Genomic DNA, 25875 nt, shown 5'->3' on the forward strand with positions numbered 1-25875 from the left:
AAACCCCTTATCATTGCCGGTAATGGTCCAAGTATTAAAGATTTAGATTATTCCTTATTTCCGTCTGATTTTGATGTGTTTAGATGCAATCAATTCTATTTTGAAGACAAGTATTATTTGGGTAGAGAGGTTAAGGGAGCATTTTTTTTTGCTGGAGAAATATTTGATGTGGCAATGCGAACAGCAAGACAGTTGGTATGTAATGATGAATATGCTTTTTGTGATATTTATTGCACTACGAATAGTGATTATATTGATGGTTGCAATATTGAGGAGCTCTTAAAGAAGAGATATGTGGGGATAAGAAGGGCTTTTTATTTTTTGCAACAATTAGAGCCTTTTTTCACATTGCATAAGAATAATGTGAATTTTTATGGTAAAGATTTTACCTCTGGCATAGATATGCTCATTGTAGCCATTGCTCTTGGTTATAAAGAAATCTATCTATGTGGGATTGATTTTTATGAAAATGGCTTGGAATATTTTTACGAGAATAAAAGTGAATATTTTATACCACATCCATCTTCGCTCAATACGCACAGCAAGAATATTGACTTACAAGCTATTGAATTGGCAAAGAGTTATGCTAATTTATATGCGTTAGTACCAAATAGTGCATTAAATAGATATTTGCCCTTAAGTCCCAATAAGAATGTTTTAAGCATAGAAAAAATGCAAAGTTTAAAGCTTGGAGAACATAAGCCTTTAGGGTATACGAGTGATGCAGTTTTTAAGAAAGATACTTTTGGGGAAGTGTCCAATGTTCGCAGTGATTTAAAAAAAATATTAGTATCTAAAGGGATTAGTGGAAGTAATTTATATGTATGGTTGGCAAAACGATTAGTATTTGATGCGATAAGCTTAGTAAGAGGGGCATGGCAATTGTGTAAAGATGGAAAAATCTTTAGCTTGCTGTGGGGGTTTTTTGATAAAAAATGACAATAGTAGGTATTTTGTATTAGACTTTCCTTGATTGGTATGATTGGCTTATAGTTTTTGATGGAACATTCTTTATTTTAATTTTTAGCTTTAGGAGAGATTTTTGATGAAACCCCTTATCATTGCCGGTAATGGTCCAAGTATTAAAGATTTAGATTATTCCTTATTTCCGTCTGATTTTGATGTGTTTAGATGCAATCAATTCTATTTTGAAGACAAGTATTATTTGGGTAGAGAGGTTAAGGGGGTTTTTTTTAATCCAAGTGTTTTTGATGCACAGATAGAGATGGCTCGAGTTATGCAAAAGCGCTTTGAATATAATTTAGATGATGTCTATTGCACTAATATTGGGACACATAGTTGGTTTAATAAGGTCAGTTATGTCTCGACACAAGAATATTTAGATAAGTATTATATAGGGATTCGTTCTGTTTATGGGTATTTAAAAGATTTAGAACCTTTTTTTGCCTTGCATTCAAAATACAGTAATTTTTATGGTCAGCATTTTACTACTGGAATAATGATGTTAATTGTAGCGATTGCATTAGGTTATAAAGAAATCTATCTATGTGGGATTGATTTTTATGAGCAAGGAGTAGGGCATTATTATGAAAATAAGGGTGATTTTTTCAAAGAGCTTCCAGACCTTTCTCATAGCAAAAGCATTGATATAGAGGGTATTGAGCTTGCCAAAAAGTATGCTGATTTATATGCTTTAGTGCCAAATAGCTCCTTGACCAGGATTTTACCATGTGCTAGCAAGAATGGCGTGAGTTTAGAGGTGCAAGAGCGTTTGTGTTTGGGAAAAGCAAAATCTAAAGATTTTAAGTATTCTTTTAAGATTGAGCAATCTCCTTTTTATACTCCACCCCCCCCCCCCCAGAAGTTTAAATCCTTATTAAAAAAAGATTTAAAAAAAAGGGGTGTTAACGAAAAAAATCTAATTTTTTTTTTGCTTAGGGATAGCTACCATTTTTTAAGGGGTGTTTTGGCTCTTTTGTGTGTTTTAAAGCCTTAACAAAACCCCTAAAACCTAAAAAAAAGGGTTTTGGGGGGTGTTGGGAGTTTTGTGTTAAAAAAAGAAAAAAAAAAAAAAAAAAAAAACAAAAAAAAAAANNCCCCCCCCCCCCAGAAGTTTAAATCCTTATTAAAAGAAGATTTAAAAAATAGGGGTGTTAACGAAAACAATCTAATTCTTTTATTGCTTAGGGATAGCTACCATTTTTTAAGAGGGTGTTTGGCTCTGTTGTGTGATTTTAAAGCCTTAACAAAACTCCTAAAACCTAAAAAATAGGTTTTTGGGGTGTGTTGGCAGTGTTTGATTAGAATAGAGAAAAATAATAAAACTAAAAACGCAAGCAACAAGTTGGAGTAACAAGACTAAAATAACAAGAAGAAACTAGAGCGATTTGTTAAAAAGCAGTAAAACAAAAACAATAATTAAGGCTAAAATCAAAGTGGTTTATTAAAAGAAGTATTTTGGTTATTTAAAGCGTTTGAGCCTAAAACACCCATCCGTAGTTAAAAAACACATTAAAATGGCTCGTTCCTAAATTCAAGCTTACATAGCCGGAGTTTAATTCGTTGTGGTAGTTTGCTTTTAGGTTATCTTGGATTAGAGGGATAGAAACGCCGATGGAGTATTTGGAATGCTTGATTCTATAGTCTAGTCCGCCTACAAAGTTTATGTTGCCACGATTGAGATAAGAGCGTGCGACCCCATAGCCATTATACATCGCTCTTAAACCTAGAAAACTTCCTAAAGAGCTTTGAAACATTTTCTTTTTAACTAAAACGATTTTATTACGCTTGTTTTTCGCTCTATAAACCATGTTTTTATAAGTGGTGAGAAAATCCACCAATAAATCCGTGCCAACCCCTAGGCTGATTTGATTGGTTTCATTCAATGAATGGGGCTGACTACTGCTAGAATAATTGTATTTTAAAAACGCATAGGCAGACACCCCTATATAGTCGTTATAGTATTTTTGATACCCACTCAAAATATCAAAGCCCACCATAGCATTAGTGCGTTTATAATTAAAAGCGTTTAGAAGGTGCTTAATAAAAGTTTTTTGTGAAAGGGTGTATCCTAGTTTTTGGTGGTTGGTTGAAATGGTATGGGTATTTGGGATAGCCTTTTCTTCTTCTTTTTTGCCAATGGTGTTGTAATTGATGGTGAGCTGATTGTTCTTTTCTAAATTCATATATACGCTTAGCATAAGCCCAGTCATTCCGGCAAAAATGACAGGGTTGTTGGTGTTTGGACCGGCTTTGTTAGGAATGTATAAGGGGTATTGCAAGGGGGTATCGCCCTGACCCACAGGGCCTATAAGGTTACAATGAAAGCCGTCGTTTCCATAATCATCAGGAAGTTCCCCACCCGGAAAGGTCAAATCCCCACAATGCCCAAAATCTAAATTGCCATTGTATTTCCCACCAATTTTAAGCTCATCTTTATTGTTACCCCAATGATAGCCAATAAGGTGTCCAAACTCATGGAACAACACATTGAGAGAACTGCGAGCGCTATTGCCATTGTCTTGAACTTGATTGTAGTTGCCATGCCATCGTGGCAATTTAATGATTTTGTAGGGTGTGTTGTAATTACCATCGTAGCCATAGAATTTTTGATAGTTGAGTAGGGCTTGGTTATTAGTGGGGGAAATCAAGCCTTGTTGCAACCCCATAATTTGTTTATTAGGAAAGGTTGCCCCCTCATCACCCCATGCTCCTTTACTTAAAAGCCCTAGAGTAACGCCATAGCTTTTGGTATAAGTGTCATAAATCTTTTGATTAGAGATGACATTATAAGACACCCATTGAATGGTAGCACCATTTTTTGTTGTGTAGGGGTCTCTGATTTGATTGCTATTTAAACATTCGCTTGTAGGCACATATTGTGAGCTATTGTTTGAAGTGCTAATGCATGCGCCATATTCTTTCTTTCCATTTATAATGGTATAAGGCACATCGCCGTTATATTCTGGCTCATAATAGATTTTGCCCTGCACTTCTTTGTTGTTGAGATGAAAATAATATCTTCCACCGGTCTTTCCATGCCAAAGATTTTGAATAACTACTCCAACGGCTTTAGGGTCTTTCTCCATAGTATAAATTTCTCCTATGAGTTGGTAGCTTTGATTGTTTTCATACTTTTTAGTTAGGCTCTCACTCGCCTTGCCTATCCTATACATTGTTCCATTAATATCTACGACTTCGGTTAAGTTTTGTTGAAAAGGGGATTGGTCGTTAGAGAATTGAAAGGGGGCGTTAGAAACGGCGTTTTTAAAGCTTTTAGAATTTAAAAGAGCGCTTAGATTTTCATAGATATTGATGTAGTTTTCTACATCTAAAACACTCATTTTAATCCAATTATTCGCACTTCCATAGGGGTTATCGCTGAATTTAAGCCATAAATTTTCTTTTTTCATAGAGTTCATTTGCTCTAGCACTCTAGTGGTTTGAGCGTTAGAAAAATTAGAGGCTTGAAAGCTAAAGGTGATATTAGGATCAGTTTTTAGGAGTTCTTTAAGTTTGGTAATCGTGTTGGCGTTTAGGGTGTAATCTTCATACGCAGAAATATTTTGTAAAAAGGCTAGGGGGATTTCCTTGCCATTGACATGGGCGATTAAGGTTACATTGCTTAAATTATAGGGCAGAAAATTACTGATTTTTAAATCCCTATTATTTAAGCTTGCGCTAACAAGGGCATTAGTATTGACCTTGATACTATCTAGAACGCTTTGAGAGATGAGCGAATTATTATCAATGCAATTTTTCGCACCATTGCAAGCCTTATTGCACGCTGTATCGCCAATGGCACAAGTATTAGTTTGATTAGTGGTTTTAAAATAACACGAGGGGTCGTTAGGGGAGCACCACACTGAATGGGCGTTTTTGTTTAAAATGCTAGATTGGATAATTTGGTTGTTAGGCTCTTTATCTTTACTAGGCGTATTTTTACTAGGGATTTGATGGATAATGGTTTGTGTTTCATCTAGGGTAGTGTAGGATTGCTCGTAGGTTTTGGTCTCTAAAGTTCCTGTTTGAAAGCCCCCTTCTATAAAAAAGCCGTCTTTTGGGTGGGCGTCTAAAACCCCTAAGAAAAGGAGATAACAAGCGATATTAAAAAAAAAAAAACGATTTTTTAGGCATAAATAGGGGTGTGGAGTTTGTAAAAACTGCTTTAAAAAGATTGTTAAAAGAGTTTTTCATTTTAGATTTGTCCTTTTACTCACGAGTAACAGACCTAATTAAGAAATATATTAAGAAATATATTAAGAAATATATTAAGAAATATATTAAGAAATATATTAAGAAATATATTAAGAAATATATTAAGAAATATTAGGCACATCTTTAACTTTGCGTATGTTATCTAATAAAATGCTAAAAATAACTTAAAATAATTAGAATTAATTGTCAAATATCTTTTTAAGAAGTAAGTGTCTTTTTAAGAAACAATTTTAAGTTTTTTAAGCTGATTGATTAGCCTATTGTATCTAACAAACGCTCTTCAAATTGAAAAAGCATAGGGGCTTTTTCACACACAATTTCAACACTAGCAAAGCCAAAAAGAGTGTTTTGATACTCTTCTAAAATTTCTTTGGTTCTTTGATGTGTGGTTTTTAAAAAAAGTTGTTTTTCTTTTTCTTTGAGATAAATATTGCCATTTATTTCGCCTAAATTTGGATAAAGGGCGTAAAAATCAATGCTCTGTTTTTTGGCTTTCATTTGTAAAAAGGCTTTTTTATGTTCGTTTTGAATGACAAAACTTAAGACTTGTGATTGCAAGCTTAAGAGCATGTTAGCTAGGTTTAAAAACTCTTGTGAGCTTTTAGCATGGACTAATTTTTCGCTTAAAAGTTCCTTGTATTCTTTTAAGGGCGTGTTATCTTTGGTTAGCATTTCTTTTAAATGCTTAATTTCAAGGGCTGGTAAGTCATCTAGCTCTTCTAAAATTTTGGGGGCTATGACTAGGTTTTTAAGCACAATATCGCCAAGCTGATTTCTTTGCATAGTTGCAAAATAGGGCTGATTGATTTGTAATTCTTGCTCGCTTTTAGTAGGTATGATTCTATTACCCACTTGTAAAAGAAAAAGATTTTTATCTTGTTTTTCTAGCACTTTTAAAAGAATAGGTAAAGTGGCGTTGAAATTATGTGTAGCGTTTTTAGAGTTAAGCGTATTAAGCTGATTAAGGGCGTTTAGGGCTTCTAGCATTAAAGGGTGTTGTCTTTGATAAAATCAAGGATTTTAAAGCTGGCTTCTAGCTTGTTTGTAGAAGAAATGTTTTGGGTTTTATGATGAGTAAAGAGTGTCAATTCGTTTTCTAATGAGCCAAAGGGGCGATTATCTTTAATGAGATTTAAAGCAACCATTGAGCAATCTTTGCCATGGTTTTGAGATGGTTTTAAAAGATTTTTAGCGTTTTCTATGGCTTTTTCTTCTTTATCTTCGGCTTTAAAACCGATTTTGACAAATTTCTTAGCGTCTATAGATGCGAGTAAATCTTTATTTTGAACGCATTCAATGTTTAAGGTTTTGCCTAATTCACTTTTTTTAAGCTTATGATTAAAGGTTGTTTTTGGCACATAATCACTAATGGCAGCTAGGTTGAATAGTAGGGGCTTTTGAGAATGGGGGCGCAAGCTTGTAGAAACATTATTTAAAGCGTTTTCATAGGATCTGGTATCACTAACTTGAATGCTTGTGATTTCTTTAGGTAGGGGAGTAGGAAAGCAAGATGAAATGAAAGTTACTTTTGCTCCCTTGAAATACAAAGCAAGAGCAAGAGTGCTTGCTTGAATGCCACTAGAAAGGTTACTGATAGTGCGAACGCTATCAATCTTTTCTACACTCGCTCCGCCTATTACTACGACTTCTCTATTTTCAAAATAAGGGTCTTTTAAAAGGGTTTGAGTGGCTTTAAAAAGGATTTCTAAAACTTCAGCCATAGCTCCATTACCTTTAGTATCACAGGCTAAAAGGGCGTTTTGTGTTTCTAAAATGGTATAACCAAACTCTTCTAAGCGTTTTAAGTTGCTTTGAGTGCTAGGGGCTAATAACATGTTTGTATTCATACTAGGGGCTAGGATTTTAGGGCTATTACAAGCCAAAAAAGTTGCACTTACTACATTATCAGCTATTCCATGAGCAATTTTTGCCAAGCTATTAGCGCTTAGGGGAGCAAAGATGAGTAAATCAGAATGGGTAGCACAAGCGATATGGTTATGATATAAAACATTGTTATGATTGTAATGCCATTTTTCATTGTTTGCGTGCAAGACTTCGTTATGACTTAGGGCTTCAAAGCTTAAGGGGGTTACAAACTTTTTGGCATCTTCGCTTATTACTACTTGAATGTTTGCCCCACTTTTAAACAATAATCGCACTAATTCCAAGGACTTATACGCAGCAATGGAGCCACTCACTAACAATAAAATGCGTTTGTTTTCTAATAGTTTTAGGGGGTAAAATAAGTCTTCTAAAAAATTCATAATAATTTTAATAAATCCTTAGGCTCTAGCCATTTTTTATTAGTGTTACTATTATATTCAAAGTCAGTGGCGACTTTTTGCCCTTTCTCATTAAGTTTGGTAAGGGCGTAATTTTTGGGTGTTTGAAAGCTTATGGTTGGCTGAATAATGAAAAAATCTTCAAATTCTAAGGCTAAATGGCTCTCATCTTTAGGAATCATGACTTCATGGAGTTTTTCGCCTGGGCGAATGCCTATGATTTTAATAGGAATATTAGGAGCTAAAGCTTGTGCTAAATCAGTCATTTTCATGCTAGGAATTTTTGGCACAAAAATTTCACCCCCATGCATTCTCTCTAGGTTTTTTAGCACAAAATTAACCCCTTCATCTAAGGTTATCCAAAATCTTGTCATGCGAATATCTGTAATAGGAATTTCACTCGCTTTATTTTGAACTAATTTTTTAAAAAACGGCACCACACTCCCACGACTTCCTACCACATTACCATAACGCACCACGCTAAATTGCGTTTTTGAAGTGCCTTTAAAATTATTCGCACTCACAAAGAGCTTATCGCTACATAATTTAGTCGCCCCATAGAGATTGATAGGATTAGCTGCTTTATCGGTGCTTAGGGCAATGACTTGACTAACTTCATTTTTTAGGCATGCGTTAATGACATTACTTGCCCCTATGATGTTGGTTTTGATACATTCCAAAGGATTGTATTCTGCAATTGGCACATGCTTTAAAGCTGCAGCATGGATACAAATATCCACGCCTTCTAAGGCACAATTTAAGCGTTCTAAATCTCTCACATCGCCGATAAAAAAACGCATTCTACTATCATCAAATTCCATTGCCATTTCGCTCTGCTTTAACTCATCTCGGCTATAGACAATGATTTTTTTAGCTTTAGAAGTATCTAAAACCTTACGCACAAAGCATTTGCCAAAACTTCCTGTGCCACCTGTGATTAAAATCGTTTTATTATCTAGCATGTTTTTCCTTACCAGCGATAGCCTAATGAAGCGCTAAAAATTCTTAATTGTCCGATGGTGGGGGATTGATACAAGCTAGAGCGATTGCTTTTAAAAGTGAAACTTCCTCCCCAGCCTAAATCAAAGCCCCTAAAATGGTATTTAGCCCCAAAGGCTATAGTATAGCCATTAGAATCTGGAATGCCTATCGCATCTTGGGGGCTTGGGGCTTGGTCGTAATTGATAGCACCCATTAAACGCAAGCTCCTACCCATATAAGTTACGCCTAATCTAAAGGTGTTGGTGTCTCTCCAGCCAGCCCCCATATTCATCACGCTTTTAAAATTCGCTAAGCCTACCATTTTTTTAAGCGTATCAGAGCTTAGAGAGGCGACCGTTCCGCTCAAGCCCTTGTAAGTGGCGTTAGCAAAATCAGGGGTTACTAAAAATTTATTCCCTTGACTCCAAAAGGTGCGTTCAAATACCCCCTCCACTCTCAAGCGGTCTTTGAAAAATTGATGAGCGTAGGCTAAGCTTAGAGTTTGAGGCAAAGAAACATTAATATTAAGACTTCCTTTAGTTAGCACATTTCCTAAAGAAGGGCCAAGCTGTGTGATAGCGACCAAACCGCCTTTCATGTTAAAAGTAACCGAAGAATTATACACGACAGAAAACATGCCATGCTCAAACACCCGCAAACTTCCAGCCACCCTGTATCCACCAGACATGCCTTGTCCGTTAGATTGCTGCACGACTTTGGTAGTGCCATAAAGACTCGCACTAGCTTTCACTAAACCGCTATAGCCCATGATTTTTTTTAAGCCATTGTAAAATTCTTGACAACTTTGAGTGTTAATGTCTCCGCTAGCTTTTTGGCAATTAAGGGCGGGTTGATAGCCGATGTTGCCTAGTAATTTCATCATGTTTTTTGGAACTTGATTGGCAAAAACATCATTGGGTAAGTTTAGGATTTGCTCGGCCGTAAGAACGGAATCGCCTTCTAAAGGCACATAAACGGTGTTATTAAAGCTCCCTGTCGCATAAAGTCCTCTTAAGCCTAAGCCTACAGAAAAGCGGTTATTAATCGTATAGCTCATGCTAGGGGCAAGCTCTACCATCATAATGAAAACATCACGCAAAAATTCTCCCCCCTTGCCATTCCATTTCATGCCTAAGCCACTAGGGGCGGTAAAACTCCCCCCAAAAGTAAAACCATTATGCGTGCGAGTTTTATAAAAGAATTTGGGTAACACGAAGTTGGTCGTGCCAGTCCAGCCATTCACAATTTGAGAATCAGGCACAGAAGAGAGCGTTACCACTTTTTGATTGGTTAGGTTCATTAAGCCTTGGATACGATTATAGGCTTCTTTTATGCCGTCTTTACCAGCGGCATTACCAAGTGCTTTGATAATATTGCCTAATCCTATAATGCCTATAATACCCATAATGTCTTGTTGACTTTTATTTATTTGCAAGCTTGTAACCGAATACAGACCTTGATTAGTTGTAGGGACTTTAAAGCTAAAAGCTGGAATGTTAATCACGGTGGTTGTCATTTCAAACTCGCTTTTATTTTCGCCCCAGTCGTTCATAAAACCCATATTAGCCGGATTATAAAAGGTTGCATCAGCACCCCTAGCCCCAGCTACATACGCAGAACCTAAAGCGGTGCCATTTAAACTTTGCTCTTGAACCTTAAAGCCATTAGCATAAGAAAGCAAGGGTAGGCTTAAAGCGATTAAATAGCGTTTTTTAAACTCTTTAATGCAATAGAGTGGAAAAAGAGAAATCAAAAGGTTTTTCATGGAAGTTCTTTGTCGGCATTTTCATTGTCTTCTAAATCTTGCAAAGAAGGCTCATAGGGTTCAATTCTAATGGCAATTTTTTGAGTCAAATTTTGAAAAGAAATCAAACCATTTTTTCGCTCATAAAGAATAATATCCCCACTTTTTTGAAACCTTTGAATCACATATTCAGGGGTTAGATGGCGTTTGCCTAAACCTTTAAAAATATCTTTCCCTAAGACAATATCATCAAACAAATCAGCATAGCTCACCTTACCAAACAAATCTCTTGCGACAAGCCACTTAGCCGAACATTTTCTGCTAAAACAAATACTGCGTTTAGTCATAAAAATATCGCCTACCTTTTGACTGAGTTTATAAAGAGTTACTTCAATATTGTGGCTTTTATCGGTTTTAATCGTGCCATAATCATAAAAGCGAAAAACCGGCGTGTTAATATAAATCAGTTTGAATTGTCGTAAGGCGTTTAAGGTCTCTTCTCGTTTTTTGCGGGCCTCATCTTCTTTAATTTGCTCTCTAGTTTTTGGGGTCTGTTTGCTAAAAGGATGTTTAGCACAAGAGACAAAAAAGAGTGCTAAGGTTAATAAATAAAAGGCAGTTTTTAAAAATCGCATGGCATGTGTGAAAGTGTGCTAGAGTTTATCCCCTAGCTCCACTCAAAATACGATACCAAATTCTGCCATCTAATTTAAGCTCCATACTCACTTGACATAAGCCGTCCTTATAAATGGTCTCAGTGATTTCAGCGTTACGAATAAGGGCGTTCACTTTAGTTTTAATCACAGAATTTTGTAAAATCATATCTTTTACGGTGTCTTGAGCGTTCACTCTAATGCCATACATTTTTTCCCCTAATTGACGATAGCCATCAACAATGGCCGCTCTTTTAGCTAAAGCTAGAGCTTGAGAGGGCGAAATAGTGGATTCTGGAGCCACACCCATGCCTACTGCACTTAACTCAATGACATTATTGGGCGTGAGCATGGGCGTATTAGGAATAGCGTTAGTGGGGTTATTTCTTACCATTGGCTGATTATTATTCTCAAGGCGAGGGCTAGGGAGAGGCTGAACCCTTCTTGGAGTGAAATTGGTTGGGGGGTAAATGGGGGCTTGCAAGCCTGTGGCTGATGGAGGGATAAGCTGAGCGTTAGAATTACGCTTTTTAAATAAGCTACAACCACTTATTAAAAGAGTCGCTACAAGCAATGAGTTAATGCCAAAAAAGGCGGAGTTTAAACGCATGGATATTTTCCTTAATGTGAGTTCGTTAGGGAATATTATATCATTTTCTGCAAGAATTTGTGTGTTTGTCCTTTTAAGAGTAACTAAAAAAGTGTTTTAAGATGTTTTTAAAGATGATTTATTTTATATAATGTTTTTAGTTTTTGTATAAGAAGTTTTAATATTGTTATCGTATGTTTGAAATAGTATGTTTGAAATAGTATGTTTGAAAAATCATTGACTTAAAATATATCTTTATTTTTTTGTTGGCTCTGTTTTTTAATTAGGGATTAATGTTTTAAAATGTTTGTTTATAAAATCAATCTTATTTTTTCTAGTTGTATCCAATTAAAAACGCTATAAACGCTTTTATCTTTCTTTTTAAAATTCATTTTTAGATAATTGTATCAACTAATTTTTTTAAGGGGCTTTTTATTGTTTAATTTAAAAATGCTAAAAAATTTTATTTTTTGGTTATCCATACATGACTGGAACAAAGCTTTTTGTTTTTAACTATGGAATAAAATGTGGGATAAAATGTGGGATAAAATGCTTGGGTTGCTTTAATCTTATTTTTTATTTATTGTATTTTATACTTTTCTATGATTTTAGTGGCTGTTTTGGCGTTTTGATATTTTTACAAGGTGTCAGCTATGAGTGGTGTCCTTGGCGGGATTCGAACCCACGACCTTACGATTAGGAATCGTACGCTCTATCCAGCTGAGCTACAAGGACATTTAAAAAGCTCTAGCCTTTAAAAAGCTAGAAAGACTTATTTGCCCTCAACCTTTTGCTTAAGGATTTTACCGGGTTTGAACTTAGGCACTCGCTTATCTTCGGTTTTATAAGTTTTATCCGTTCCGGGAACTTTACCTTCTTTGCCTTTTTGCTCCACGGTCTCAAACTTACCAAAACCGATTAATTCCACGCTCTCGCCCTTGCTTAAAGCAGTTTCTACTGCTAGAGTGAAAGCATTAATGGCGTTTTCCGCCTCTTTCTTACTGCTAAATTCTCCAGATTCCTTAACTAAATCAACAAATTCTGCTTTGTTCATTAATAAACCCCTTTTAAAAAATATCAAACGCATATTAAGGTTAACTTGAATGTTAAATTTTTTAAAAAACAAGTGCCTTGAGCCTTGACTTATGAGAGGCAATTATAGCTAAAATTTCAAGCATAAATCAAGCTAGAAATGCCTATTTTATAGAGTTAATTTAATTTTTTGTTAATTTTGTTCTTTATTAACACTCTTTTTATCTTTAGCATTAATGATTAAAGGCGTGCCTAAAAAATTAAATTCTTTTCTTAAGGTGTTAATCAAATAGCGTTTGTAACTGAAGTGCAAGGCTTTAGGGCGATTCATTATGAGTGAAAATTGTGGGGGTTTGGTGTCAAATTGTGTAGCATAATAAATCTTAACTAGCTTTCCGCCATCGCTTGGTAATGGGTGCTTTTGAGTAGCTTGAGTAATCACGCTATTAAGCAAGCTTGTAGGAATGCGTTTAGAAAAATACTCATAGACTTCTATAATTTTATGTTTGATTTCATCAATATGGCGGTTTTTTAAGCAACTTGTTGTGATAATAGGGGCGTATTCTAAAAAGCGGAATTTTCTTTTTAAGGTAGCTATAATCTCTTCATAAGGGGCGTAGCGAATATCCCATTTATTTAAAATTAAAATAATTCCTAAAGAATGCTTATCAGCTAGAGAGCTAATCTTTTCATCTAATTCTACAAAAGGGGCGCTCACATCTAAAACTAAAAGCACAATATGAGATTTTTCTAAGGCTTTTTTGGTGCGTTCTAGGGCGTATTTTTCAATGCCTAAAATTTTGCCCCTATGTCTAATACCAGCGGTATCTACAAAGCAAATTTTTTGATTATTCACTAGAATGGTTTCATCTATGGGGTCAATGGTTGTGCCAGCTAGACTAGAAACAATACTTCTTTCTTTTTGTGTAAGAGCGTTTAATAGTGAGCTTTTGCCCACATTCACCCGCCCAATGATACCTACTTGTATGATTTCTTCTTCATATTCTAATTCTTTAACTTCGTTGATAGGGGTTTCTAAGCTTTCTAAAATGTCTATATCTAAGTCTTGCTCTATAGTTTTTGTTAGATTTAATTCGTTCAATATAGCATTAATTAAAGCGTTAATGCCCCTGTTGTGTGAAACAGAGATATTAAAACTTCTGTGGCTTGAAACACCAAAAGAAGCAAACGCATAAGCCTTTTCTTTTTCTTTATCGTTGTCAATTTTATTGATAACTAAAAAGCAATTAGGATTGATTTTAAAAATCTCTCTAAAAAGTTTAATGTCGCTATCTTCAGGGATAGATTTACCATCTACAACATATAAAATCAAATCGCTTTCTTTAGCAACTCTTAAATTAAAAGCTTTAATCTCATTAGATAAAATAGCGTCTTTATGAATGCCCCCTGTATCTAGCAACTCTACTTCATTATCATTTAATAAAACTTTTCGCTTGTTAATATCTCGTGTAGTGCCTGCAAAATCTGAAGTGATAGCGATTCTTTCTTTAGCTAGGCGGTTAAACAATGAGCTTTTACCAACATTTGGTTGACCTAAAATAGCGATGGTTTTTAAGGTTTTATGACTTGTATTCATTTCTCTTGTAGTTTCACTTTAATCAAAATTAGATTACAATATTATAGTTATTTAAAGCTTAAATAAGGGTCTAGCATTGTTTTTGGTAAAAAAAATAGGCGTTTTAGGAATTGTTTTAGGGTGCTTTCTAGCTTGCTCGCAAGAGAGTTTTATAAAAATGCAAAAACAAGCACATTACCAAGAAAATGATGGCTCTAAACGCCCTAGCTATGTAGGCTCTGATTATGAGGTTTTTAGCGAAACGATTTATTTGCAAAATGAAAGGCTTTATAAAATGCGTAAAGACACTCTTTTGCAATTAAATTCAAATAACCAAGAAAATGCTTTTAGGGTTTCTTATTATGAAAATGATGAAGATAATTTTAGCCCAGTGACAACTTCTTCATACTTGCTTGCTGAAGCGCACACAAAGACAGATAAAAAAGAAATGAATCATTTTATCCAATCTAAGAAAGGCGATAAAAAAATTGAATATTCCCAACAGAGTTTCTATCCTTTTAATTTCAAGGAAATTAGATTATTTAAAAACGCCAACAATCAGTTTTTTATAGAAGTAAAATCTAATGCTTTAAAGCAATTTTTAAAAGATGGAGGTAGAAATTATAGGCAACGCCAAGTGCAAACTTTCGCTTTTGATAATACCGCTACACAAATCACGCAATTTAAGGGTAAGCTTGATTCCTATGTTTATACTAAAAATAAAGATAATCTTAAGCTAAAACCCCTCTACAATGAATTTCAGCTAAAGAAAAAAAATAATCATGTTTATATGGTTGTAGGGGATAAAACGCTTGATTTTTCAAGGTTTAAAAAATGTCATTTTGTTTTTAAAAAGCAGGCCAATGACAAGCTAGATAGCCAACATAAAGAAATTAGCATTGATTTAGACTCTAATCAAAAGGCACGCTTTAGAGTGCATGCGGAATTGTTTTTAGAATGTCTTAAGTAAGTGAGATTAAGGTTTTTTTAATCTAATTTGGATAATTTTAAGTAACATGCTAGACTTTTAAGAGAAAAATCACCCATAATCATTGGTTTTATTGTCAAACAATGGTATTTTATAATAAGGAAACATAAGAAAGTAGCTTGTGAAGGCTGTTATTATAGATTTTAGTTTTAGTAAGGAAAGAAATCATGTGGATAACCCAAGAAATTACGCCCTATTTGCGTAAAGAATACACTATTGATGCGAAGTTGTTAGATGTAAGAAGTGAGCATAATATTTTAGAGATTTTTAAATCTAATGATTTTGGCGAAATTGCTATGCTTAATCGCCAATTATTATTTAGGAATTTTTTGCATATTGAAAGCGAATTATTAGCCCATATTGGAGGTTGCACTAAGCAAGAAATTAAAAATACCCTTATTGTAGGGGGCTTTGATTTGGAATTAGCTCATCAGCTTTTTAGACATAATACACACATAGATTTTGTGCAAGAAGACGAAAAGATTTTAGATAGTTTTATTAGCTTTTTCCCTCATTTTCATGCGGTAAAAAATGATGAGCGTTTCACACATGCTAAAAAGCTTTTAGATTTAGATATAAAAAAATACGACTTAATTTTTTGTTTAGAAGAGCCTAGCAAGCACCAATTAGACGCTTTAAAAAGAATGCTTAAAGAAGATGGCGTTTTGATTTCTACAGCCAAACACCCCTTATTAGAGCATGTGAGTATGGAGAACGCCCTTAAGAATGTGGGCGAATTTTTTGCCATTGCTATGCCTTTTGTAGCACCTTTAAGAATTTTAAGCAATAAGGGCTATATTTATGCCTCAAACAGCGTGCATCCTTTGGCGGATTTATGGTTGCAAAAAGTGGATATGCTAGAGGGAGTGCAATATTATAATGAAGACATTCATAGAGCCTCTTTTGCTTTGCCTAAGAATTTGCAAGAAGTTTTTAAAGGGATTTCTAAAAATTAACGCTCTTTTAAGGCTATTAAAACCATGTCTATTTTAAACAATGCTATTGCTTTAACCGGAGGTATTGGCACAGGTAAAAGCACTAGTGCTAGATTATTAGAATTGCATGGCTATACAATCTTAGATGCAGATAAAATCACTCATCAATTATTGCAAATAAAACGCTTAGAGATTGCCAAGCATTTTGGATTAGAGATTTTAGAAAATGATATTCTTAATAGAAAAAAGCTTGGGGCGATTGTTTTTAGCGATAAGACAAAATTAGAGTGGTTAGAGAAATTTTTACACCCTTTGATTCGTGAGATAATGCTAAAAGAGGCACAAAATTTAGACAAGCTCAATAAACCATATTTTTTGGATATTCCCTTATTTTTTGAAGTGGGGGGCAAAGAATGTTATCCTATTAGTAAGGTAGTCTTAATCTATACGCCTAGAGCCTTACAGATCAAGCGTGTTTTAGAGCGAGACAAACTTACAGAAAGCGAAGTCTTACAACGCCTAGATTGTCAAATGGATATAGAAAAAAAACGCTCAATGAGTGATTATGTCATAGACAATAGCTCTAGTTTAAAAGATTTGCAATATAACTTGGAGTGTTTTTTAAAAACGCTTTAAATTCTTATAAGCTCGTTTTGACTTTTAGCATGTTACACTACGAGTTAAAATTTTTTCTTAAGGTCATAACAAGATGATTACCCTAAAACAAGCCCTTTCTTTAAAACAAGAAGAGTTAGAAACGCTGAAAAATGAGATTGATACTAAGGTTAAAAATTCTGATTTGAACGCCTATATCAAAGCCCCTAGCCTTAATGGTGCTAGTGCTAATGGTGTGCCAATTTTAATTAAAGATAATATTAATGTTAAGGGGTGGGAAGTAACTTGTTCAAGCAAGATTTTAGAGGGTTATGTTGCTCCTTATAATGCTAGTGTGATTGAAAATTTACACGCTAATAACATGGCAGGGTTTGGACTTTCTAATATGGACGAATTTGCTATGGGTAGCACGACTGAATCTAGTTGCTATGGGATTACTAAAAACCCTAGAGATATAAAAAGAGTTCCCGGAGGGAGTAGCGGAGGAAGTGCAGCAGCAGTCGCAGGTGGCTTAGCTATTGCAGCTTTGGGGAGTGATACGGGCGGTTCTATTAGACAGCCAGCGAGTTATTGTGGGTGCGTGGGGTTAAAGCCTACTTATGGGAGGGTTAGCCGATATGGTTTGATTGCGTATTGCTCTAGTTTTGATCAAATTGGACCTATCACTCAAAATGTAGAAGATGCCTCTATCTTATTTGACGCATTGAGTGGGCATGATAGCAAGGATTCTACAAGTGCGAATCTAAAACCCACACAAACCTTTAAAAATCTTAGCAGAGAAAAACGCTTTAAAATCGCTGTGTTAAAAGACCATATTAAAGACGCTAATAAAGAAGTGCAACTCGCTTATGAAAACACCATTAAAGCCTTAAAAGAAATGGGGCATGAGATTGTTCATAAAGATATTTTAGATTCTAAATACCAAGTGTCTATCTACTACATTATTAGCACGGCTGAGGCTTGCTCAAACTTGGCTAGATTTGATGGCGTGCGTTATGGGAGAAGGGCTGAAAATGTCAAAGATTTAAAAGAATTGTATATTAAAAGTCGTAGCGAGGGCTTTGGCGATGAGGTAAAGCGCCGTATTATGTTAGGGAATTTTGTATTAAGTAGTGGCTATTATGATGCCTATTACTTGAAAGCTCAAAAAGTGCGTTCAATGATAAAAGAGCAATACAACAAGATTTTTGAAGAAGTGGATTTGATTTTCACTCTAACAGCTCCTACAACCGCCCCCTTATTCAACCATCATGCAAGCCCACTAGAGATGTATCTAAGCGATATTTATACCATTGGAGCGAATCTAACCGGCTTGCCAGCCCTTTCTTTACCGGTGGCTAAAGATTCTTTAGGCTTACCTATTGGCATGCAATTTATTGGTAGGGCTTTTGATGAACAAAGCGTGTTAGATGTTTCTTATGCTTTAGAGCAAGAATTAGACTTAAAATTTGATTAAAAGAAGGATAAAAATGAGAATTTTACAAAAGGCTTTGACTTTTGAAGATGTATTAATGGTGCCTAGAAAATCTAGTATATTACCTAAAGATGTGAGCTTAAAATCTCGCTTAACTAAAAATATTAGTTTGAATATTCCTTTCATTAGTGCGGCTATGGATACGGTTACTGAGCATAAAACAGCCATTGCTATGGCACGCCTTGGAGGCATTGGTATTGTGCATAAGAACATGGATATTGAAACACAAACAAAAGAAATCGCTAAGGTTAAGAAAAGTGAGAGTGGGGTGATTAATGACCCTATATTCATTCAAGCTCATAGAACCCTAGCAGATGCTAAAGCCATAACAGATAATTACAAGATTTCAGGTGTGCCTGTAGTAGATGATAACGGCTTATTGATTGGAATTTTGACTAATAGAGATGTGCGTTTTGAAACGGATTTGAGTAAAAAAGTGGGCGATGTGATGACAAAAGCCCCTTTAATCACCGCTCATGTAGGCATTAGCTTAGAAGAGGCTCGTATTTTAATGCACAAGCATAAAATTGAAAAATTGCCTATCGTGGATAAAAACAATGTTTTAAAAGGTTTAATCACGATTAAAGATATTCATAAACGCATTGAATACCCCGATGCTAATAAAGATGATTTTGGAAGGCTAAGAGTAGGGGCTGCTATTGGTGCGGGGCAGTTGGATAGGGCTGAAATGCTCGTTAAGGCTGGGGTTGATGTGCTTGTTTTAGATAGTGCGCATGGGCATTCGGCAAATATTTTACACACCTTAGAAGAGATTAAAAAAAGCTTGGTGGTAGATGTGATTGTGGGTAATGTGGTAACTAAAGAGGCCACGAATGATTTAATCAGTGCAGGAGCTGATGCCATAAAAGTAGGTATAGGACCAGGAAGCATTTGCACTACTAGAATTGTAGCAGGAGTGGGAATGCCACAAGTGAGTGCGATTGATAATTGCGTTGAGGTAGCGTCTAAATTTGATATTCCTATCATTGCTGATGGAGGCATTCGCTATTCTGGTGATGTGGCTAAGGCTCTAGCTTTAGGGGCATCAAGTGTGATGATAGGCTCTTTACTAGCTGGCACAGAAGAATCGCCGGGTGATTTTATGATTTATCAAGGAAGACAATATAAAAGCTATAGGGGCATGGGAAGTATTGGGGCTATGACAAAAGGAAGTAGCGATAGGTATTTTCAAGAGGGCGTTGCGAGCGAAAAATTAGTGCCAGAAGGCATTGAAGGGCGTGTGCCTTATCGTGGCAAAGTTTCTGATATGATTTTTCAATTAGTAGGGGGCGTGCGTTCTTCTATGGGGTATCAAGGTGCGAAAAATATCCAAGAGCTTTATGAAAACGCCGAATTTGTAGAAATCACTACCGCCGGCTTGAAAGAAAGCCATGTGCATGATGTGGATATTACCAAAGAGGCTCCTAATTATTATGGGTGAGATTTTAAGATACGCTATCAATTAAGTAAAAGTTTCTAAAAAACTCGTTAAAAAACTTGGTTTAATGAGTTTTTTAAAACTTAGTTGCTACAATTAGAAAATTTATTTCGCAAGGCTTAAGAGACTTTATGGAACACAGATTATTTACCTTTGCTAATTTTTTTAGCTCTAATCATGATTTTATTACCGGATTTTATGTTGTCGTGTGTGCGTTAGCTACGCTTTTTATTTCTGTTTTAGCCACTCGTAAAATGCAGATGGTGCCTATGGGCATGCAAAATGTGTACGAAACGATTATTAGCGCTATTTTAGGCGTGGCTAAGGACATTATAGGCGAAGAATTAGCCCGCAAATACTTTCCTCTAGCTGGCACGATTGCCTTATATGTCTTTTTTTGTAACATGATAGGCATAATTCCCGGATTTGAGGCTCCTACGGCTAGTTGGAGCTTCACGCTAGTTTTAGCGCTGATTGTATTTTTTTATTATCATTTTGAAGGCATTAGAGTGCATGGATTTTTTAGGTATTTCGCTCATTTTGCAGGACCTGTGAAGTGGCTCGCACCTTTTATGTTCCCTATTGAGATTATCTCACATCTTTCTAGGATTGTGTCTTTATCGTTCCGTTTATTTGGAAATATCAAGGGTGATGACATGTTTTTACTTATCATGCTCTTGCTTGTGCCTTGGGCAGTTCCTATAGCACCTTTTATGGTTTTGTTTTTTATGGGAATTTTACAAGCTTTTGTTTTTATGATTCTCACTTATGTGTATTTAGCAGGAGCAGTTTTAGTAGATAAGGAGCATAAGCATTAAATCATGCAGGGGTATTTTATTATCCCTCCCTTGCTTTATTTAAATAATTCGCCAGAGGTTTTTGGCCAACGCTTAGAGGCGATTTTTAATCGCCACACTATCATCAGCAAAGCATGTTTAAGAGATGATTTTAAGCGTATTAAAAACTATTTTAAACCCTTTGTAGAGATTTGTAAAGCCTATGAAGTGGAGAGTTATATCAATAGTGAAGAGGCGTCTTTAAGCGTAGAAACCGCATTAAATTATTCCTTTGATGGCGTGCATTTTAAGGACAAGTTTTATCCTTATTTTGAACCATTAAAAACCCCTTTAGCCATGCTTAAAGCTCACAACAAGCGTTGTTTTTATAGCGCTCATAGCTTATCATGCGTATTTGATACACTAAAAAAAGGCATAGATTTTGTAACTTTAAGCCCTATTTTTCCTACCCCCAATAAAGGAACGCCTTTAGGGGTAGAGATTTTTAATCATTGCGAGGGCATAGAAAAATCACGCTTATTTGCTCTAGGAGGGATTATTAGTCAAGCACAAATTGATTGGCTAAAAAAGCAAGGCGTTCAGGGGTTTGCAGCAAGGCGTTATTTTCTGCAGTAATTCTTTTTGAAACACTTTGTAAAAATCAATAAAATTTTGTTGTTTGCCTAAAAAGGATAAATTCCTATCTTTATCATAACTATTTTAGAATAAGAGATAAAATCCGTTGTTTTAGGCTCTCTAGTTTTAAATATCTTTAAATTCAAACATGACATGGTAAAATAATAAAATATTGTATTTATGTTAAAATTAGGAGTGCGAATGAGCTTATGTATCGCAACTTTTGGAGTGAGCTTGAGTGTTTATAAGGACAAGTTATTGGCTAAAAAGCAAGGTAAGATAATCCAGCAAACCCCCCTAGATAAGCTCAAGCAAATCATTATAGAAAACCATAGCACAAGCTTAACAAGCTCTGTGGTTTATGCGTGTGCTAAGAGAAAAATCCCCATAAATTTCATTGAAAATTTAAAGCCCCTTGCTACAATATTCACTTATCAAGCGAGCAACACTCAAATCATTCACAAACAAGCCTTGCTCTTAAACACTCCTAAACACCTTTATTTAGCTCAAAAATTCATTTATTCTAAAAGTCTTAACCAACTGAATTTTTTAAAATATTTGAATAAATACCATAAAAATTTGCATTCTCCTATCCAAAAAATGAAACCACTCATTCTTAAAATACCAACAACCAATGCTATAAGTGAGCTTTTTGGTATTGAGGGAATGCTGAGTTCTAGCTATTGGCAAGGCATTAGTCAAGCTATCAAGCAACCTTTTAAGCGTGTCAAAAAAGGTGCTAATGACATCTTAAATTCCGCTTTTAACTATGCGTATGCGATTTTGTATTCTAAAGTGCAAACCTACCTTTTACAAGCTGGATTGAGCCTACACATCTCTTTTTTACATGCACTAAATTCTCAAAAACCCACTTTAGTTTTTGATATGATTGAGGAGTTTAGAGCGTTTATGGTAGATAGAGTGGTTGTTTCTATGATAAATAAAAAAGAGCCTTTAACTTTAGATAGCAACAATTCTCTAAGCTTTGAAACACGAAAGCTTATTTCAAAAAACATGAATCAAAAATTCCAATCTCTCACAACTTATAAAAAGCAGTCTATTTCTTGTGAAAAAATCATTGAATTAGAGTGTCTCTCTCTAGCGCGTTTTATACAAGAAAATTCTAAAAATTATAAGCCCTTTATAGGAAAATATTAAATGAGATACTTAATCACTTATGATATTAACCATAACAAGAAGCGTAAACTCCTTGCTGAAGAGCTAGAAAAGCATGGCACAAGGGTAAATCTCTCTGTTTTTGAATGCGAGCTTAGTCCTTGCAAATTCAATGCCCTTGTTGTAAGGATTAAAAAAATCATTCGTTCTAAAAATGGGAATGTAAGAATTTATAGGTTATGCGCTAATTGCGAGAATAAGAGCTTTGAAATAGGGGTTGAAAAAGGTATTTTTAAGACTTTTGATGATTTTATATAGAATGATTAAAGTTATCAAATAATATTTAAACATGCTCTAGGTTTTGCGAACTTTTTTTGCAAACTTTTTGAATAAAATTAGATAAAATGATAGTGATTTAATCTAAGATATTGTATTTTTTGGTTTTAAACCCATAGATTTGCGAATTTTTTGAATATTTAGGGTTTTGAAACCCTTTATTTTAGGGATTTCATAATCTTAAAATAAGCTTAAATTTCGCAAATCTCATTATTTTCTTGTTTTTATCTTTAAGATTTTAGCAAGATAGGGCTTAGAGATGCGTGTTTTAGGGGTTCTTTGAAAGTTTGTTGTTACTAGCTTACAAAGATTTTTGCCTAGAATTGAGGGATTTGCGAACTTTTTACTAAAAATTCGTATCTTAGGGAATTTTAAGGATTTTTTAAATAGAATTAGAAAGCCTTAAGTCTCGCAATTTAGGCTATTTATTACAGATTGACCCGTTTAAGGGGATTGAAACTTACTTCTTCTTCATACTCTTTCAGTATGCCCTTTTTTATATTTATTACAGATTGACCCGTTTAAGGGGATTGAAACAAAAAATCAGCAAAGCTTTTTGACGATAAGAAATTTTTAACAGATTTATTACAGATTGACCCGTTTAAGGGGATTGAAACGCCAGATCGTAGTTATTAGTGACTGATAATTGCTTATATTTATTACAGATTGACCCGTTTAAGGGGATTGAAACATATCACTATTAAAATTCTCTTCTCCAATTTCATCTATATTTATTACAGATTGACCCGTTTAAGGGGATTGAAACTGTAAATTATAAGGCTCAGTCATATTCAAATCTTGTATCATATTTATTACAGATTGACCCGTTTAAGGGGATTGAAACTGTGGTAGGAAGTTTGGGGAATGCCTTTAGCACCTATTTAAATTTATTACAGATTGACCCGTTTAAGGGGATTGAAACTTGCTTTATTGCAATATTATCGGGTCCATTATTGCCGTTAATTTATTACAGATTGACCCGTTTAAGGGGATTGAAACTAAAATCAAACCTAATAAACAAAATGAAATCATTTTATTAGAAAATAAATTTATTACAGATTGACCCGTTTAAGGGGATTGAAACTAAAATGGGAAAAGTAGTAACTTTAGGTGATACTGATATTTATTACAGATTGACCCGTTTAAGGGGATTGAAACCCATCTGTCTAATACTTTTGGAAAAGCTCCTTCTAAAATTTATTACAGATTGACCCGTTTAAGGGGATTGAAACTGCAGTTATTATGGTGAACTGGGCAGAAGGTTTTTCAGATTTATTACAGATTGACCCGTTTAAGGGGATTGAAACGTCAAGCGATAGTGGTTCTAGTAATCCTAAAACAGTACCTACTGAATTTATTACAGATTGACCCGTTTAAGGGGATTGAAACGAGATCAATAATACCCCTCTTAGTCAAATTACTTTTACTGATTTATTACAGATTGACCCGTTTAAGGGGATTGAAACTCCCTATAGTCGAAGAAATACTCACGTGTTTCGGTTTTATTTATTACAGATTGACCCGTTTAAGGGGATTGAAACTTGTTCTTTCTCGACAGCTGCCTCAAATGCAGCCGCTTGCCCGATTTATTACAGATTGACCCGTTTAAGGGGATTGAAACTTATTCAGCTTCTGCTTCGTAATGAGAGCTCTGCTGCTCATTAATTTATTACAGATTGACCCGTTTAAGGGGATTGAAACCAATAATATTCAAATTAATATCATAAACCACTATCGTATTTATTACAGATTGACCCGTTTAAGGGGATTGAAACCTACGTATGAGAAAATTCATAGTAAGTTTATTTATGGATTTATTACAGATTGACCCGTTTAAGGGGATTGAAACTTTAGAAAGCTTTACCGTATATTCAAACTCTATTTCATTTATTACAGATTGACCCGTTTAAGGGGATTGAAACAATTTGCTCCCAGTCTACTTCATCTCTAGCAGCTGAAGTTTATTTATTACAGATTGACCCGTTTAAGGGGATTGAAACTTAGTAGGAATATTATCTTTATCATAATACATAAAGTATATTTATTACAGATTGACCCGTTTAAGGGGATTGAAACAAGTAGAATGTGTCAAAATGAGAAACTTTGCTAAGACCATATTTATTACAGATTGACCCGTTTAAGGGGATTGAAACCTATTATTCCTTCTAATAACTTTATTAATAATAAAACTTCTATTTATTACAGATTGACCCGTTTAAGGGGATTGAAACCTGCGTCTAACTTTCTTTTTAGCTCCTTTCCTCTCTCGTGGATTTATTACAGATTGACCCGTTTAAGGGGATTGAAACTCATAAAGACGCTATTAAATCTGATAACAAGTATGTAAACATTTATTACAGATTGACCCGTTTAAGGGGATTGAAACTTTATAATTTAAAGAATTCTTCTTATATTCTTTAACATATTTATTACAGATTGACCCGTTTAAGGGGATTGAAACTGAGCGGAGAAATTGTTTTACGCCCTGACCCTAAAAAAAATTTATTACAGATTGACCCGTTTAAGGGGATTGAAACTGTCTCAATCTTTTAAATTAAGACAATTAGTATTATTACTCATTTATTACAGATTGACCCGTTTAAGGGGATTGAAACACCTTAAAAACATAACTACTAAGTTCATCGCCGTCCTTTTATTTATTACAGATTGACCCGTTTAAGGGGATTGAAACTTGTAGCTTAAATTGATTTTCAACAAATCCGTTAGTCTTTTTAGAATTTATTACAGATTGACCCGTTTAAGGGGATTGAAACTGCTAGGCAATCATAGACTTTATCAAAATCTGACTCCATTGCCCATTTATTACAGATTGACCCGTTTAAGGGGATTGAAACATGTTTGTTAGGGACTTTACTGAAATAGCGTGTGGCTACAAATTTATTACAGATTGACCCGTTTAAGGGGATTGAAACTTCCATAACCATAATGATTTTAAGCCTATCAGCAATATATTTATTACAGATTGACCCGTTTAAGGGGATTGAAACTCATAAGTAAGTGGGAATCCACCTCTAGTTAAACGACATTTATTACAGATTGACCCGTTTAAGGGGATTGAAACTACTCATAAAATACATTTTAATTTTGGGCATATTTTATTTATTACAGATTGACCCGTTTAAGGGGATTGAAACTTGATGTTGAAATTAATAATTTCTTATATAATGAGATTTCAGAAATAATTTATTACAGATTGACCCGTTTAAGGGGATTGAAACTAAAACATTCTAAGTTTTCTAGCATATATTTAACATTGATTTATTACAGATTGACCCGTTTAAGGGGATTGAAACTTACTTGCAGCAAGTAACTGATGATTTATACGTAGATATTAGTAATTTATTACAGATTGACCCGTTTAAGGGGATTGAAACATATGGGGAATTAAATTTTGTAACGATCTTCATTTTAAATTTATTACAGATTGACCCGTTTAAGGGGATTGAAACAAAACAACTCTAATCCTTTATCAAGTGGAGAGGCATCATATTTATTACAGATTGAC

20 protein-coding genes, 1 tRNA gene and 1 CRISPR repeat array are annotated in these 25875 nt (G+C 34.7%); of the genes, 11 read left to right on the plus strand and 10 right to left on the minus strand.

Annotated features, from left to right (window positions below; translation table 11 throughout):
• Together C6H25_RS04405 and C6H25_RS04410 are read left to right on the plus strand one after the other, a co-directional pair.
• Window positions 1–939 (plus strand): alpha-2,3-sialyltransferase (locus tag C6H25_RS04405; protein WP_104748250.1); only part of this gene is annotated, 939 nt, incomplete at its 5' end.
• Between the two features lie 106 nt (window positions 940–1045).
• Window positions 1046–1957 (plus strand): alpha-2,3-sialyltransferase, encoded by a 912-nt coding sequence (locus C6H25_RS04410; RefSeq protein ID WP_104748251.1) that lies wholly within the window; start codon window positions 1046–1048, stop codon window positions 1955–1957.
• Window positions 1958–2441: 484 nt separating this feature from the next.
• On the opposite strand, the gene C6H25_RS04420 is transcribed toward C6H25_RS04410, so the two are convergent.
• From C6H25_RS04420 to der, 10 genes are all read right to left on the minus strand, one after another.
• A complete protein-coding gene (locus tag C6H25_RS04420) occupies window positions 2442–4826 on the minus strand; it encodes an outer membrane beta-barrel protein (RefSeq protein WP_104748253.1) in 2385 nt (794 codons plus the stop codon).
• Between the two features lie 604 nt (window positions 4827–5430).
• Window positions 5431–6165, minus strand: a complete 735-nt coding sequence (locus C6H25_RS04425; protein WP_104748254.1) for a hypothetical protein — start codon at window positions 6163–6165, stop codon at window positions 5431–5433.
• Window positions 6165–7442 (minus strand): bifunctional phosphopantothenoylcysteine decarboxylase/phosphopantothenate--cysteine ligase CoaBC, encoded by a 1278-nt coding sequence (gene coaBC / locus C6H25_RS04430; protein ID WP_104748255.1) that lies wholly within the window; start codon window positions 7440–7442, stop codon window positions 6165–6167. The genes C6H25_RS04425 and coaBC overlap by 1 nt, the downstream gene beginning before the upstream one ends.
• Complete coding sequence (gene pseB / locus C6H25_RS04435; protein WP_104748256.1) at window positions 7439–8422, minus strand: UDP-N-acetylglucosamine 4,6-dehydratase (inverting); 984 nt, start codon at window positions 8420–8422, stop codon at window positions 7439–7441. The genes coaBC and pseB overlap by 4 nt, the downstream gene beginning before the upstream one ends.
• Window positions 8423–8430: 8 nt before the next feature.
• Window positions 8431–10206, minus strand: coding sequence for an OmpP1/FadL family transporter (locus C6H25_RS04440; protein ID WP_104748257.1), 1776 nt, complete (start codon window positions 10204–10206; stop codon window positions 8431–8433).
• On the minus strand, window positions 10203–10820 hold the full coding sequence (locus C6H25_RS04445; protein ID WP_104748258.1) for a hypothetical protein: 618 nt from the start codon (window positions 10818–10820) through the stop codon (window positions 10203–10205). Before C6H25_RS04445 ends, C6H25_RS04440 begins: the two co-directional genes overlap by 4 nt.
• A 25-nt stretch (window positions 10821–10845) precedes the next feature.
• A complete protein-coding gene (locus tag C6H25_RS04450; RefSeq protein WP_104748259.1) occupies window positions 10846–11448 on the minus strand; it encodes an LPP20 family lipoprotein in 603 nt (200 codons plus the stop codon).
• 637 nt (window positions 11449–12085) lie between these two features.
• Window positions 12086–12162 (minus strand) — tRNA-Arg (locus tag C6H25_RS04455).
• 37 nt (window positions 12163–12199) lie between these two features.
• The gene (locus tag C6H25_RS04460) at window positions 12200–12481 is read right to left on the minus strand and encodes an HU family DNA-binding protein (RefSeq protein ID WP_104748299.1); all 282 of its coding nucleotides are present in this window, start codon (window positions 12479–12481) and stop codon (window positions 12200–12202) included.
• A 171-nt stretch (window positions 12482–12652) separates the two neighbouring features.
• Window positions 12653–14056 carry a ribosome biogenesis GTPase Der gene (gene der / locus C6H25_RS04465; protein WP_104748260.1) on the minus strand — a complete coding sequence of 468 codons (1404 nt, stop codon included), beginning with the start codon at window positions 14054–14056 and terminating at the stop codon, window positions 12653–12655.
• Between the two features lie 76 nt (window positions 14057–14132).
• On the opposite strand from der, the gene C6H25_RS04470 reads away from it, so the two are divergent.
• The 9 genes from C6H25_RS04470 (at window position 14133) to cas2 (ending at window position 22331) form a co-directional block, all read left to right on the plus strand.
• On the plus strand, window positions 14133–15005 hold the full coding sequence (locus C6H25_RS04470; protein WP_104748261.1) for a hypothetical protein: 873 nt from the start codon (window positions 14133–14135) through the stop codon (window positions 15003–15005).
• 185 nt (window positions 15006–15190) lie between these two features.
• A complete protein-coding gene (locus C6H25_RS04475; protein ID WP_104748262.1) occupies window positions 15191–15979 on the plus strand; it encodes a spermidine synthase in 789 nt (262 codons plus the stop codon).
• A 24-nt stretch (window positions 15980–16003) separates the two neighbouring features.
• Window positions 16004–16594, plus strand: a complete 591-nt coding sequence (gene coaE, locus C6H25_RS04480) for a dephospho-CoA kinase (RefSeq protein WP_104748263.1) — start codon at window positions 16004–16006, stop codon at window positions 16592–16594.
• 73 nt (window positions 16595–16667) lie between these two features.
• Complete coding sequence (gene gatA / locus C6H25_RS04485; RefSeq protein ID WP_104748264.1) at window positions 16668–18029, plus strand: Asp-tRNA(Asn)/Glu-tRNA(Gln) amidotransferase subunit GatA; 1362 nt, start codon at window positions 16668–16670, stop codon at window positions 18027–18029.
• Between the two features lie 13 nt (window positions 18030–18042).
• Window positions 18043–19488: an IMP dehydrogenase gene (guaB, locus tag C6H25_RS04490; RefSeq protein WP_104748265.1), complete on the plus strand. Its 1446-nt coding sequence runs from the start codon at window positions 18043–18045 to the stop codon at window positions 19486–19488.
• A gap of 128 nt (window positions 19489–19616) precedes the next feature.
• A complete protein-coding gene (locus C6H25_RS04495) occupies window positions 19617–20303 on the plus strand; it encodes a F0F1 ATP synthase subunit A (RefSeq protein WP_104748266.1) in 687 nt (228 codons plus the stop codon).
• A gap of 3 nt (window positions 20304–20306) precedes the next feature.
• Window positions 20307–20897: a thiamine phosphate synthase gene (locus C6H25_RS04500; RefSeq protein ID WP_104748267.1), complete on the plus strand. Its 591-nt coding sequence runs from the start codon at window positions 20307–20309 to the stop codon at window positions 20895–20897.
• Window positions 20898–21098: 201 nt separating this feature from the next.
• Complete coding sequence (cas1, locus tag C6H25_RS04505) at window positions 21099–22055, plus strand: CRISPR-associated endonuclease Cas1 (RefSeq protein WP_158653873.1); 957 nt, start codon at window positions 21099–21101, stop codon at window positions 22053–22055.
• Window positions 22056–22331: a CRISPR-associated endonuclease Cas2 gene (cas2, locus tag C6H25_RS04510; RefSeq protein WP_104748269.1), complete on the plus strand. Its 276-nt coding sequence runs from the start codon at window positions 22056–22058 to the stop codon at window positions 22329–22331.
• A gap of 441 nt (window positions 22332–22772) precedes the next feature.
• Window positions 22773–25819: direct repeats of the CRISPR family, unit length 37 nt; unit sequence ATTTATTACAGATTGACCCGTTTAAGGGGATTGAAAC.
• Window positions 25820–25875: the final 56 nt, after the last annotated feature.

Origin of the sequence: Helicobacter cetorum, assembly GCF_900198405.1 — a bacterium.
Classification (GTDB): Bacteria; Campylobacterota; Campylobacteria; order Campylobacterales; family Helicobacteraceae; genus Helicobacter; species Helicobacter cetorum_C.